The sequence below is a fragment of the Stenotrophomonas maltophilia genome, assembly GCF_006970445.1.
GTDB classification, from domain to species: Bacteria; Pseudomonadota; Gammaproteobacteria; order Xanthomonadales; family Xanthomonadaceae; genus Stenotrophomonas; species Stenotrophomonas maltophilia_AU.
The window spans coordinates 1,541,093-1,553,996 of record NZ_CP033877.1 but is presented as its reverse complement, the minus strand read 5'-3'; the positions used below and the strand labels follow the sequence as shown (position 1 = coordinate 1,553,996).

Below are 12,904 nucleotides of genomic sequence, written 5' to 3'. Positions count from 1 at the left end.
CACGACAGGAGACCGCCTGCCGCATCGGCGCCGCCGGCACCGTGCCAGCGATCGACTCCTCCCCGAGTGTGCAACCGACCATCACAAAAGCCAATAGGCCCGTGCGATGGCCGGCGGCAGAATCAGTGAACGTCCTTCCAGTATTCCTTCTTCAACAGGTACAGCAGGAAGGTCAGCAGGGCCAGGAACAGGATCACCCACACGCCCAGCTGCTGGCGCTTGAGTGCGGCCGGTTCGCCGGCGTACTCGAGGAAGTTGGTGATGTCCCGCACCGCCTGGTCGTACTGTCCTGCATCGACGTTGCCTGGCGTTTCCAGGCGCAGGCCGGTCACCGGCGGGTCCATGCCCGGCGCTTCGGGCTTGCCATGCACGGCATGCTGCAGGCCCTGCATCTCCCACAACGGGTTGGGCATGGAAGCATTGGCAAACAAGGCGTTGTTCCAGCCCAGTGGCCGGCTGCTGTCGAGGTAGAACGACTTCAGATAGGTGTAGACCCAGTCGCTGCCGCGTACCCGCGCGATCAGGCTGAGGTCCGGCGGCATCTTGCCGAACCACTTCTCGGCGTTCTCCTTGGGCATCGCCACCGGGATCGGGTCACCGATCGCCGAGCCGGTGAAGTTGAGGTTGTTCATCACCTCTTCTTCGGTCAGGCCCAGGTCCTGCGCCATCCGCGAATAGCGCAGGTACTTCAGCGCGTGGCAGCCGGAGCAGTAGTTCATGTACAGCTGCGCGCCGCGCTGCAGCGATGCGCGGTCACCGAGGTCGTTGCCGGCCTGCAGCAGCTTGGTGCCGCCCTCGGCGGCGGAGGCCAGGAAACTGCCCAGCATCAGGGTGGCCGTCAGGGCCAGCCGGACCATCCAGCGCTCAGTCATGCGTGGTCACCCTCTCCGGTACCGGCTTGGTCTTGTCCAACCTTGTCCATAGCGGCATGGTGATGAAGAACGCGAAGTACAGGAAGGTCAGCACCCGCCCGATATAGGTCTCATGCACGTCGGTGCCCGGGCCGGAACCAATCACGCCCAGCCACACGAAGCACACCGCCAGCACGCCCAGCATCACCTTCGAGATCCAGCCGCGGTAGCGCACCGACTTCACCCTGGCCTTGTCCAGCCACGGCACCAGGAACAGGATGGCGATGGCCGAGAACATCACGAGCACGCCGCCCAGCTTGTTCGGTACCACACGCAACATCGCGTAGTAGGGCGTGTAGTACCAGACCGGCTTGATGTGCTCCGGAGTCACCAGGCGGTTGGCCTCGGTGAAGTTGTCGTGCTCCAGGAACAGGCCGCCGAAGCCCGGTGCGAAGAAGATGATGAAGGCGGCGATGATCAGCAGGAAGCCGGCGCCGACGCCGTCCTTGAGCGTGTAGTACGGGTGGAATGGTATGCCGTCGGCCGGAGCGTTCGGCGACCAGCGGTTGCCCTTCGGCCCCTTCTTGATCTCCACGCCATCCGGGTTGTTCGACCCCACTTCATGCAGCGCGCCCAGGTGCAGCACCACCAGCAACAGCAGCACCAACGGCAGGGCGATGACGTGCAGCGCGAAGAAGCGGTTGAGCGTGGCGTCGCTGGGCAGGTAGTCGCCCATGATCCATTCGGTCAGGCCGTTGCCGATCACCGGTATCGCGCCGAACAGCGAGATGATCACCTTGGCGCCCCAGAACGACATCTGGCCCCACGGCAGCACGTAGCCCATGAAGGCTTCGGCCATCAGCACCAGGTAGATCAGCATGCCCAGGATCCACACCAGCTCGCGCGGCTTCTGGTAACTGCCGTACAGCAGGCCGCGGAACATGTGCAGGTAGACCACGATGAAGAACAGCGAGGCACCGGTGGAGTGCATGTAGCGGATCAGCCAGCCCCACTCCACATCACGCATGATGTATTCGATGGAGCCGAACGCCTCGGCGGCGTTGGTCTTGTAGTGCATCGTCAGGAAGATGCCGGTGACGATCTGGTTGACCAGCACCAGCAGTGCCAGCGAGCCGAAGTAGTACCAGATGTTGAAGTTCTTCGGCGCGTAGTACTCGCTGACGTGCTTGCGATAGACCGGCATCAGGCCCGGCGCGCGGGCATTGACCCAGTCGGCGACGCCGCTGGCGGTACGGCTGAGGATATTGGCCATCAGGCAGCCCCCTGCGGATCGACACCGATGATGATGGTGTTGTCGTCCTGGTAGTGGTGCGCGGGCACCTTCAGGTTGATCGGCGCCGGCACGTCCTTGAAGACGCGGCCGGACATGTCGAAGCGCGACTTGTGGCAGGGGCAGAAGTAGCCACCCTTCCACTGCGGGTCGTAGGGCTCGGGCCGGATCTCGGCGACCATTTCCGGCGAGCAGCCCAGGTGCGTGCACAGGCCGACCAGCACGGAGATGTCCGGCTTGATCGAGCGCAGCTCGGGGTTCTGCTTCAGCACGTAGTCCGGCTGCTGGTCCTTCTCGCCGGACTCGGGGTCCTTGAGGCGGCCATCCAGCCCGTGCAGCGCATCCAGGATTGCCTTGGACCGTTTGACGATCCAGATCGGCTGGCCACGCCATTCCACGATCAGGCGTTGGCCTTCCTGCAGGGCGCTGATGTCGGCCACCACCGGTGCGCCGGCAAGCTTGGCGCGGGCACTGGGGTTCCAGGATTTGATGAAAGGAACGGCGGTGAATCCGACGCCGACGGCGCCCACCACAGCAGTGGTGGCAGAAAGAAAACGCCGACGTCCGGTGTTGACTGGATCGTGTACCCCATCGTTGGCCATCCGGCACTCCGATATTGATTAGGTAGCTTTAAGGCTGCCAGCGGATCCGGTGGGGGCCAGAGCCGCTTTGAATCATGGGCGAGTGTAGCGGAACCGTCGCGCGCCACACAACGCACTGCAACAACATTGATTGCGGGGTTGTCGGCCAGCGGCCGGCTCTACCTTTCAAAGGAGTGCCGACTGACAGTCGGCACCCACCTGTTCAAAGGGGAGTGCCGACCAACGGTCGGCGGCACCTACTGGTGACTCAGGGCGGTGCGGTAACGCTCGGCCAGCTGCCCGACCCGGCGTACGTAGTACTGGGTCTCGCTGTAGGGCGGCACGCCACCGTGGCGGTCGACCGCGCCTTCGCCGGCGTTGTAGCCGGCCGCGGCCAGGGTCAGGTCGCCATTGAAACGTTTCAGCAACCACGCAAGATACTGCACGCCACCACGGATGTTCTGCCCGGCGTCGTAGGAATCGCTGACCCCGAAGCGGGCTGCGGTTGGCGGCATCAGCTGCATCAGGCCCTGCGCGCCGGCGCGGCTGAGCGCGGTCGGGTTGTAGGCCGACTCGGCATGGATGATGGCGCGCACCACGGCTTCGTCGACACCGAACTCGCGTGCGGCCGAGGTGATCTCGGTCTGGAACGCGGTGGTGTTCAAGCGCACCGAACCGAAGTCCACGCGCGGATTGACGCCGCAGGCGTAGCAGCGCTCCATGAAACTGTAGCGGATGGTGCGCACCGGGCCGAGGTTGGCCACCTGGGTCGGTCGCGCACTGGTGTAGTGGCGCACGCCATCCTTCATGAAGGAATAGACCTGGCCGCTGACCATCCGCCCGCTGCGCGAGGCGACCGGGGGCGCGGGTACGGCGGCTGGCGCCGGTGCCGCAGCGCTGGCTGCCACCGCCACCGGGTTGCGCTCGATGCTGGCCACGGTGGTCGGCGCCGGCTTCGGCGCGGCCACGACCGGGCGCGGTGCCGGGCGGATGTCGCGGCTGTAGCTGATGGGGCTGCAACGGGCCCCGGCCACGCGCTTGCTGACATAGCTGGTGACCCCGTCGGCGCCCTGGCACTTGAACAGGGTGCCCGCACTGGCCGGCGCAGCGGTCAGCGCAGCGATGATGATCGCCGTTGTCCCCAGTATCCCCTTCATGCCGGCGAGTGTCCCAGCTTCGCCGGGGCTTGCCAAGCGACGCGGCTCAGGCTGTGACCGGCGGCACAGCCAGCACCTGCCCCAATCCGGCCAGGCGCTGTGCCAGTTCATCGCGCAGGCCCGGCGGCGTGGTCCACAACGCCACCGGCACCCGGTCCAGGCTGAGGATCTGCGCCAGCATCATGCCGCGGCTCTCGGCGCCCATGCGCAGCAGGCAATGGTCGGCGCCATCAGCCTCCAGTACGCCACACCAGGGCGGGATGCGGCCTTCCAGCTCGGCGCGGCTGCCGGCCAGGCGGACGATGGCCTGCAGCGCGAACGGGGCCTGGCTGACCGCCTGCCGCACCATCACATCCGGTGGTGCGGGCGTGCGGCGATGCATGCCCGGCTCGGAGCATTCGCGCACCGCGCCCATCCGGTCCACGCGCAGGGTGCGCCAGTCCTGCCGGCCCAGGTCCCAGGCCAGCAGGTACCAGCGCCGCCCGTAGTTGACCAGGTGCTGCGCCTCGACCTCGCGCTGGGTCACCGCCTCCTGCGCGCTGCGGTATTCGAAGGCCAGCCGTGACGCCTGCCGGCAGTGCTGGGCCAGCCGCCCGAGCAGGCGTGCGTCGGTGGACGGAAGGTCGGACAGGGTGGCGGTGGCGGCATGCACCTCGCCGGCCTGTTGGCGGCGACGGGTCGGCACAAGCGGGTCGAGCTTGGACAACAGGCCACGGGCGGTGTCGTCGATGCCGGCGACGGTCGCGGACGCGGCACGCAGGGCGATCGCCAGGGTGGTCGCCTCCTCCTCGTCCAGCAGCATCGGCAGTACCGGTGCCCCTGCCCCGAGCTGGTAGCCGCCACCGACCCCCGACGAGGCCTGGACCGGATAGCCCAGTTCGCGCAGGCGCTCGATGTCACGGCGGATGCTGCGCCGGTCCACGCCCATGCGCTCGGCAAGCTCAGCCCCCGACCACTGGCGTCGGGCCTGCAGCAGGGCGATCAGGCGCAGCAGTCGATGGGCGGTATGGCGCATGAAGGATCGAGGACAGAAGTCGTCCGCAATAGTGCCTCAGGATGGCCTCCAGTTCACCACCCACCGCAAGGAGCAATGCCATGACCTCACGCCAGATCACCCTGTACCACGCCGCCCGTTCGCGCTCGAGCGGCGCCGTGGCCCTGCTCGAAGCGCTGGGTGCGGACTACCGCATGCAGGTGCTGGACCTGAAGGCCGGCGCCAACCTGGCCCCGGCCTACCTGGCCATCAACCCGATGGGCAAGGTGCCGGCCATCGTCCACAACGGCGCGCTGGTGACCGAGCAGGTAGCCATTTATCTGTACCTGGCCGACCTGTATCCGGAAGCCGGGCTGGCGCCGCCGATCGGCGACGCCCTGCGCGGGCCCTACCTGCGCTGGATGGCCTTCTATGGCGCCTGTTTCGAGCCGGCGATGATCGACAAGGCGATGCATCGCGAGCCGCCGCCGCGCTTGATGTCGCCGTACAACGACGCCGAGACCGTGCTGCAGGTGATCGAGGCCCAGCTGGCACAGGGCCCCTACCTGCTCGGCGAGACGATGAGCGCCGCCGACGTGCTGTGGGGCAATGCGCTGGCCTGGACCACGGCCTTCGGCCTGGTGCAGCCTGCGCCGGCCACGGCTGACTACATTGCACGGATGAGCGCGATGACCGCCTTCGACCGTTCGCGGCAGATCGATGCGGAGCTGGCGGCGGCGTAAGCGCGGTTGCAGTAGATCCACGCCATGCGTGGATGAGCCCGTTCGCGGCGCCTGCGGGAGGGAAGGCAGCCAGGCCTGGCCTGGCTCTACTGAAGGCCCGGCGCTGCATGATCGCGGCGGCTGGCGCGGGATGCGGGTAGAATTGCCCGCTTTCCCGCCACCCGAATGGATTAAGCGCCATGACCGGGACGCCAGACGTCTTTCCGCCCGCCACGCCGGGCGGTACCCCGCTCGTTGCCCTGCCCGCCGGTCCGCGCAAGCCCGACCAGGTGAAAGGCAAGCTGTACATCAAGACCCACGGTTGCCAGATGAACGAGTACGACTCGGCCAAGATGGCCGACGTGCTTGCCGCCAGCGATGGCCTGGAACTGACCGACAGCCCGGACGACGCCGACGTCATCCTGGTCAATACCTGCTCCATCCGCGAGAAGGCGCAGGAGAAGGTGTTCAGCCAGCTGGGCGTGTGGAAGGGCCTGAAGAACAAGGGCCGCGAGGTCATCATCGGCGTGGGCGGCTGCGTTGCCTCGCAGGAAGGCGAAGCGATCATCAAGCGCGCCCCGTTCGTGGACCTGGTGTTCGGCCCGCAGACCCTGCATCGCCTGCCGGAACTGATCCGCGCACGCCGCGAGCAGAAGCGCCCGCAGGTGGACATCAGCTTCCCCGAGATCGAGAAGTTCGACCGCCTGCCCGAGCCGCGCGCCGAAGGCGCCTCGGCGTTCGTGTCGATCATGGAAGGCTGCTCCAAGTACTGCTCGTTCTGCGTGGTGCCCTACACCCGTGGCACCGAAGTCAGCCGTCCGTTCGAGGACGTGGTGGTGGAAGTGGCGCAGCTGGCCGCGCAGGGCGTGCGCGAGATCAACCTGCTCGGCCAGAACGTCAACGCCTATCGCGGGCCGTATGGTGAGGGCGAATTTGCCGACCTCGGCCTGCTGATCCGCACCATCGCCGAGATCGATGGCGTCGGCCGCATCCGCTTCACCACCTCGCACCCGCTGGAGTTCAGCGATTCGCTGATCGATGCGTTCCGCGACGTGCCGCAGCTGGCCAACTTCCTGCACCTGCCGGTACAGGCAGGCAGCGACCGCGTGCTGTCGGCGATGAAGCGCGGCTACACCGCGCTGGAATTCAAGTCGAAGATCCGCAAGCTGCGTGCGGTGCGCCCGGACATCTCGATCAGCTCGGACTTCATCGTCGGCTTCCCCGGCGAGACCGATGCCGATTTCGAGAAGACCATGAAGCTGATCGAGGACATCGGCTTCGACCACAGCTTCTCCTTCATCTATTCGCGACGCCCGGGTACGCCAGCTGCGGACCTGGAGGACACGATCAGCGATGCCGAGAAGCACGCGCGCCTGTCGCGCCTGCAGGAGCGCATCAATGCGCATGCCGCCGGCATCTCCGAAAAGATGGTCGGCACCGTGCAGACCGTGCTGGTGGAAGGGCCCTCGCGCAAGAACCCGAACGAGCTGACCGGCAAGACCGAGAACATGCGGTCGGTGAACTTCCCCGCGCCGGCGCGGTTGATCGGCCAGTTCGTGGACGTGGTGATCACCGAAGCGCTGACCAATTCGCTGCGCGCACGGGTGGTGGCGGAATAAGGTTTGGGTGTGCCGACCAACGGTCGGCCCCTACCGGGGTGGATGCCGCCCGTTGGTCGGCATGCCTCAATCCAGCCGCTTGCGGAAGCGCAGGATCGCCAGGGTCATCATCACCACGATGAAGGCCAGCAGCGCCAGCGCGTCGTGCCATAGCTCCCACAGCGAGGCCCCGCGCAGCATGATGCCGCGCACCAGGCGCAGGAAATGGGTCAGTGGCAGCACTTCGGCCAGCCACTGCACCGGCCGCGGCATGCCGGCGAACGGGAACATGAAGCCCGACAACAGGATCGACGGCAGGAACAGGAACAACGTCATCTGCATCGCCTGGAACTGCGAGCGCGCGCGCGTGGAGATCAACAGACCCAGCGCCAGGTTGGCCAGCACCAGCAGTACCGCGGCCAGGTAGATGTCCAGCAGGCTGCCGCGAATGGGCACCTGGAACAGCCAGGTGCCCAGCACCAGCACCAGCGTGGTCTGCAACAGGCCGATGGCTGCATAGGGCAGCACCTTGCCGACCATCAGTTCGCTGCGCGACACCGGCGTGGCGATCAGCAGTTCCATGTTGCCGCGCTCGCGTTCGCGCACCACCGCCACCGCTGTGAACATCACCAGGGTCATGGTCAGGATCACCCCGATCAGGCCCGGCACGATGTTCACCGCCGAGCGCCGCTGCGGGTTGTAGAAGCTGGTCACGCTGACCGGACCACTGGCGATGCTGCCGTCGCGCAGTGGCCGCGTGTTACTGGTCGGGCGCGTGTCCAACGGCACCTGTGCCAGCTGGATCGCCGCGCTCTGCACCACGGTGTCGCTGCCATCGACCAGCACCTGCACCGCTTCGCGACCGTCGAAGCGGCGACGCTCGAAGTCGGCCGGCACCACGATGCCGACGCTGATCTCGCCACGGCGCAGCGCCTGCATCAGCTGGTCCGGCGTGTAGGCCTCGCTGCGCGGCGTGATCACGCCGGTGGCCACCATGTCCTGCACCAGTGCGCGCGAAGCGGCGCTGTTGGCCTGGTCGGCGACACCCGCATCGAGATGACGCAGGTTGAGGTTGATCGCATAGCCGAACAGCAACAGCTGCATCACCGGAATGCCAACGATCATCGCCAGCGTGATGCGGTCGCGGCGCAGCTGCCGCAGTTCCTTGAGCATGATCGCCCAGAGCCGGCGCAGGTTCATGCCGCCGGCTCCCTGCCGCGGCCACGGGTGGCGGCCACGAACACGTCTTCCAGGTTCGGCGCCACCGTCTCGATGCGGGCCTGCGGGTCAGCGTTGGCCAGCGCACGGGCCAGCACTGCGACGTCCGCTGCGCCCTCATTGCACAGCACGCGCAGATGGGTGCCGATCTGCGCCACGCTGAGCACGCCGGGCAGATCGGCCAGTGCGCGGCTGGCCAGGCGCGGCTGCGATGCGGTGACCTGCAGCGTGCGCCCTTCCAACCGTGCGCACAGCTCAGCCGGCGTGCCATCGGCCACCAACGCGCCGCGATCGAGGATCGCCAACCGATGGCAGCGCTCGGCTTCGTCCATGTAGTGGGTCGACACCAGCACCGTGGTTCCCGCGTCGGCCAGTTCGAACAGGGCTTCCCAGAAATCGCGGCGCGATTCCGGATCGACCGCGCTGGTCGGCTCATCCAGGAACAGCAGCTCGGGCGCGTGCACGACGGCGCCAGCCAGGGCCAGGCGCTGCTTCTGTCCACCACTGAGGGTTCCGGCCAGTTGTGGCTGCCGGTCCTGCAACCGGTACTGCTGCAGCAGTTCGTCGACCCGCTGCCGGGCCTGCGCGCGTGGCAGATCCTGGATGGCGGCGAGGAATTCCAGGTTCTCGCGCACCGACAGGTCTTCATATAACGAGAAGCGCTGGGTCATGTAGCCGATGCGCCGGCGCAGTGCTTCGGCCTGCTCGGGAACCGCCAACCCCAGCACCTCGATCTGCCCAGCGCTCGGCTCCAGCAGGCCGCACAGCATGCGGATGGTGGTCGACTTTCCGGATCCATTCGGCCCCAGGAAGCCGTACACCTGCCCACGCGGCACGGTCAGGTCGACGTTGTCGACGGCCAGCAGTTCGCAGAAGCGGCGGGTCAGGCCCTGCGCATGCACCGCGATGTCGTCGCCGGTGTTCAGAAGCGCACCTGCACCGGCAGCCCGGCCGGAAGCTTCTGCATGTCGGTGGCCGTGTCCACTTCGATCTCGGCGAGGTAGCTCAGGCGCGCGACGTCATCGCCGGTCAGTGCGTAGTACGGGGTGAATGAAGGCTCGCTGCGGATCGCGCGTACATGCCCCTTCAGTACGGTGCTTCCCCCCTCCAGCTGTATCTGCGCAGCCTGCCCGACCTTGACCTGCAGGCGCAGCGGCTGCGGCAGGTAGACGCGTGCATAGGGGCGCTCGCCGACCAGCATCACCGCCAGTGGCGCCCCGATCGGCGCCTGGTCACCCTGCCGGTAAGGCAGGGCATCGACCACGCCATCGCGCGGCGCGCGCAGCTGTAGCTTCTGCAGGTTGACGCCCTGTACCACCTGCTGCGCCTGTGCGGCGTCGGCGGCCGCCTGGCCCTGCGCGATGTCCTGTGCGCGGCTGCCGTGCTCCAGCTCCAGCAAGGCCTGCTCGGCCGCACGTGCGCTGGACTCCGCGTTGCCGGCGGCCGCCCGCGCACGGTCCAGCTCGGCGGCGGCCACCAGGCGCTGGCGTGCCAACGGCTGTACCCGTCGGTAGTAGGCGCTGGCTTCGACGGCCTGCGCGCGAAGCGCCGCCAGTTGGGCCCGGGCCTGCGCGATCTGTTCCTGGCGCGGGCCGATCTTCAGCTCTTCCAGTTGTGCCTGCGCGCGCATCGTATCGGCCTGCGCGGCAGCAAACTGCGCGTCACCGCGGGCCGGGTCGAGCTGCATCAGCACCGCGCCGGCCTTGACCGGCTGGCCTTCGCGCACCTCCACCGTAGCGATCACTTCGGCCGCCGGTGCCGGCACCGTGATCCGGTCCCACTCCAGCGTGCCGAGCGCTGCAGGCGGTGCCTGCCCACACCCTGCCAGCAAGCCGATGCCCGCCAGTCCGATTCCACGCATCCCGTTGCCGATGCCCATGCCATCCCCTCCTGCCACGGCGCCACGGTGCCATGCGCCCCGTGCACCCTCAATGATTCCGATCAGCCCTGACGGTTTTTTCACCATCCGTTGGCAAGCCTTTTGCTGCAAGGCTCTGCACCACCTATCCACAGGTTGGTTCGGCATCATTCCACAACCGCTGTGGAAATCCGGCAGGACGTGGCGCTGTTGCTCGCACGGCAATGAAACCTGCACTGCCATCACGATGAACGTCCCCCTGCAGGCCGCCCGTGACAGTGCAGCTGCGGCGACAGGCAACCATGACGCTTTTTTCACCAGGACCTCATGAGCCTTGTGGCACAAGCATTGCCAAGGTCTATCCACAGGTTTCCGCGCACCCCGTCCACATCGGGTGTGGAAAACGCTGTATCGACCGTCTGCTGGCCGTGTGCCCCACGCGCGCGCTACCCTTATCCTCCCTGAATACACTGCGGTGGAAGGCTTCCGCCCCACCCCGAGCAATGAAAAGCATCGAGCATCGAGACTTCACCCTGTCGCCGGAAGACAACGAGCGACTGGCCAACCTGTGCGGCCCCTTCGACGGGCACCTGCGCCAGATCGAGCTGAAGCTCGGCGTGGAGATCGCCAATCGTGGCTTCGTGTTCCGCGTCAGCGGGCCCAACGAAGCCATCATCGAGGCGCAGAAGCTGGTTGAAGCGCTGTACGCCGAAGCCGGCGAAACCACTTTCGACAACCACGCCATCCACCTGCGCCTGGCGCAGGCCAACGTCGAGCAGATCGCCGAACGCTCCTACGAAGCGCAGGAGGTGGCGATCAAGGTCAAGCGCGGTACCGTGCGTGGCCGTGGCGCCAACCAGGGCCGCTACCTGCACCAGATCGCCACGCATGACATCAACTTCGGCATCGGTCCGGCCGGTACCGGCAAGACCTTCCTGGCCGTGGCCAGCGCAGTCGAAGCACTGAACGAATCGCGGGTGCAGCGCCTGATCCTGGTGCGCCCGGCGGTGGAAGCCGGCGAGAAGCTGGGCTTCCTGCCCGGTGACCTGAGCCAGAAGGTCGACCCCTACCTGCGACCGCTGTACGACGCCCTGTACGAGATGATGGGCGTGGAGAAGGTGGTCAAGCTGCTGGAGAAGAACGTCATCGAGATCGCGCCGCTGGCCTACATGCGCGGCCGCACGCTCAACGATGCGTTCGTGATCCTGGACGAGGCGCAGAACACCACCATCGAGCAGATGAAGATGTTCCTGACCCGCTTGGGCTACGGCTCCACTGCGGTGGTCACCGGTGACCTGACCCAGACCGACCTGCCCAAGCATGTGAAGTCCGGCCTGCGCGACGCGATCGACGTGCTGCGCGAGGTCGAGGGCGTCAGCTTCACCTTCTTCGAATCCCGCGACGTGGTGCGTCATCCGCTGGTGGCGCGCATCGTCAGCGCCTACGACCGCCGCGACCTGCATCAGATCCAACCTGGAGCAACTCCATGACCCGTGGTCCCGTGCGACTGGACGTCGCCGTCAGTTATGCCCTGCCGCGCACCGGCCTGCCGGCGGCGGTGAGTTTCCGCAAGTGGGTGGCCGCTGCGCTGAAAAGCCGCATCCGCGAGGCCGACCTGGCCATCCGCGTGGTCGATGCCAAGGAAGGGCAGTCGCTGAACCGCCATTACCGCGGCAAGGACTACGCCACCAATGTGCTCAGCTTCCCGGCCGAAGTGCCCGAAGGCCTGCCCAAGGGCGTCAAGTTCCCGCTGCTGGGCGACCTGGTGATCTGCGCACCGGTGGTGGCCCGCGAAGCCGACGAACAGGGCAAGGCGCTCAACGCCCACTACGCGCACCTGACCGTGCACGGCGTGCTGCACCTGCTCGGCTGGGACCACGAGGACGACAAGGAAGCCGACGCGATGGAACAGCTTGAGCGCGAGATCCTGGCCGAGCTCGGCATCGCCGATCCCTACGCCGGCGAGCGCTGACGCCCACGCACAACGGGTTCATCACGGAGGACGACCCCATGCTGCTGCCAGCACTCTTCGCTGCCCTGCTGCAGGTGGCGGCCGCCCCGGGCATCGACCCCGACCGGGAGCGACCGTCGCCATTCCCGGTCAGCGACAGTGCCGCCGACATCGCCACCAAGGTCGCCGAGGTGCAGGCCTTCTTCGGCAGCAGCGAAACTGATGCCCGCCACACTGTCGCCGAAGCGCAGCAGTACGCATTGAGGGAACGCCTGGAAGCGCGACACGCGGCACGCCTGGCCGGCATCTGGGTGAACAACGCAACGGGCTGGAACGTCGTGGTGCGACTGACCGGCGGCTCACCCGAGGCCGATGAGACACATCCAGGCGCGGACGGCCCGCAACGCGTGCGCTACATCACCGGCGCAGCGATGACCCAGGCCGAGATGCAGCGCCGCCTGCACGCACAGCGGGACTGGCTCCTGGCCCAGCTGCCCGACCTGTTCGGCTATAGCCTGGATGTCACGACCGGGGAGCTGGAGGTGGAGCTGCGGGATACCCCAGCCAACCGCGCGACGGCGGCGGTTGTGCGCGACCACCTGCAGGTGCGACTGGGCTACCCGGTCAGGCTGCGCTGGTACCCTGCGACCACGCGCCGGTATCCGCCCTGATTGCCTTGGGGCGCTCGCGATGGCTGAGCGGGA

General features: G+C 67.0%; 13 protein-coding genes. 5 read left to right on the top strand and 8 right to left on the bottom strand.

Annotation, left to right across the window (positions count from 1 at the left end; genetic code table 11):
- Positions 1-122: 122 nt before the first annotated feature.
- The 5 genes from EGM71_RS07055 to EGM71_RS07035 all read right to left on the bottom strand — a co-directional run bounded on the left by EGM71_RS07055 (position 123) and on the right by EGM71_RS07035 (position 4,895).
- A complete protein-coding gene (locus EGM71_RS07055) occupies positions 123-872 on the bottom strand; it encodes a cytochrome c1 (RefSeq protein WP_188488738.1) in 750 nt (249 codons plus the stop codon).
- Positions 865-2,124: a cytochrome b gene (locus tag EGM71_RS07050; protein ID WP_006429450.1), complete on the bottom strand. Its 1,260-nt coding sequence runs from the start codon at positions 2,122-2,124 to the stop codon at positions 865-867. The genes EGM71_RS07055 and EGM71_RS07050 overlap by 8 nt, the downstream gene beginning before the upstream one ends.
- A complete protein-coding gene (gene petA, locus EGM71_RS07045; protein WP_004151998.1) occupies positions 2,124-2,744 on the bottom strand; it encodes a ubiquinol-cytochrome c reductase iron-sulfur subunit in 621 nt (206 codons plus the stop codon). The genes EGM71_RS07050 and petA overlap by 1 nt, the downstream gene beginning before the upstream one ends.
- A 236-nt stretch (positions 2,745-2,980) precedes the next feature.
- Complete coding sequence (locus EGM71_RS07040) at positions 2,981-3,880, bottom strand: lytic transglycosylase domain-containing protein (RefSeq protein WP_188488736.1); 900 nt, start codon at positions 3,878-3,880, stop codon at positions 2,981-2,983.
- A 46-nt stretch (positions 3,881-3,926) separates the two neighbouring features.
- Positions 3,927-4,895, bottom strand: a complete 969-nt coding sequence (locus EGM71_RS07035) for a helix-turn-helix transcriptional regulator (protein WP_188488734.1) — start codon at positions 4,893-4,895, stop codon at positions 3,927-3,929.
- Positions 4,896-4,975: 80 nt separating this feature from the next.
- On the opposite strand from EGM71_RS07035, the gene EGM71_RS07030 reads away from it, so the two are divergent.
- Together EGM71_RS07030 and miaB are read left to right on the top strand one after the other, a co-directional pair.
- Positions 4,976-5,596, top strand: coding sequence for a glutathione S-transferase family protein (locus EGM71_RS07030; protein ID WP_012510589.1), 621 nt, complete (start codon positions 4,976-4,978; stop codon positions 5,594-5,596).
- A 179-nt stretch (positions 5,597-5,775) separates the two neighbouring features.
- Positions 5,776-7,194: a tRNA (N6-isopentenyl adenosine(37)-C2)-methylthiotransferase MiaB gene (gene miaB / locus EGM71_RS07025; protein ID WP_188488732.1), complete on the top strand. Its 1,419-nt coding sequence runs from the start codon at positions 5,776-5,778 to the stop codon at positions 7,192-7,194.
- A 66-nt stretch (positions 7,195-7,260) separates the two neighbouring features.
- On the opposite strand, the gene EGM71_RS07020 is transcribed toward miaB, so the two are convergent.
- From EGM71_RS07020 to EGM71_RS07010, 3 genes are read right to left on the bottom strand one after another with little or no spacing between them, the layout of a single operon-like run.
- The gene (locus EGM71_RS07020; protein ID WP_188488730.1) at positions 7,261-8,373 is read right to left on the bottom strand and encodes an ABC transporter permease; all 1,113 of its coding nucleotides are present in this window, start codon (positions 8,371-8,373) and stop codon (positions 7,261-7,263) included.
- Positions 8,370-9,293 carry an ABC transporter ATP-binding protein gene (locus tag EGM71_RS07015; protein WP_188488728.1) on the bottom strand — a complete coding sequence of 308 codons (924 nt, stop codon included), beginning with the start codon at positions 9,291-9,293 and terminating at the stop codon, positions 8,370-8,372. The genes EGM71_RS07020 and EGM71_RS07015 overlap by 4 nt, the downstream gene beginning before the upstream one ends.
- 20 nt (positions 9,294-9,313) lie before the next feature.
- Complete coding sequence (locus EGM71_RS07010; RefSeq protein WP_188488726.1) at positions 9,314-10,270, bottom strand: HlyD family secretion protein; 957 nt, start codon at positions 10,268-10,270, stop codon at positions 9,314-9,316.
- A 482-nt stretch (positions 10,271-10,752) separates the two neighbouring features.
- Between EGM71_RS07010 and EGM71_RS07005 the strand changes: the two genes are divergently transcribed.
- Genes EGM71_RS07005 through EGM71_RS06995 form a run of 3 tightly spaced genes read left to right on the top strand, consistent with a single transcriptional unit; the run spans position 10,753 to position 12,871 of the window.
- Complete coding sequence (locus EGM71_RS07005; protein ID WP_188488724.1) at positions 10,753-11,739, top strand: PhoH family protein; 987 nt, start codon at positions 10,753-10,755, stop codon at positions 11,737-11,739.
- Entirely contained in the window at positions 11,736-12,221 is a 486-nt protein-coding gene (ybeY, locus tag EGM71_RS07000; RefSeq protein WP_188488722.1) for an rRNA maturation RNase YbeY, read from the top strand. The genes EGM71_RS07005 and ybeY overlap by 4 nt, the downstream gene beginning before the upstream one ends.
- A 38-nt stretch (positions 12,222-12,259) precedes the next feature.
- The gene (locus EGM71_RS06995) at positions 12,260-12,871 is read left to right on the top strand and encodes a hypothetical protein (protein WP_188488720.1); all 612 of its coding nucleotides are present in this window, start codon (positions 12,260-12,262) and stop codon (positions 12,869-12,871) included.
- Positions 12,872-12,904: the final 33 nt, after the last annotated feature.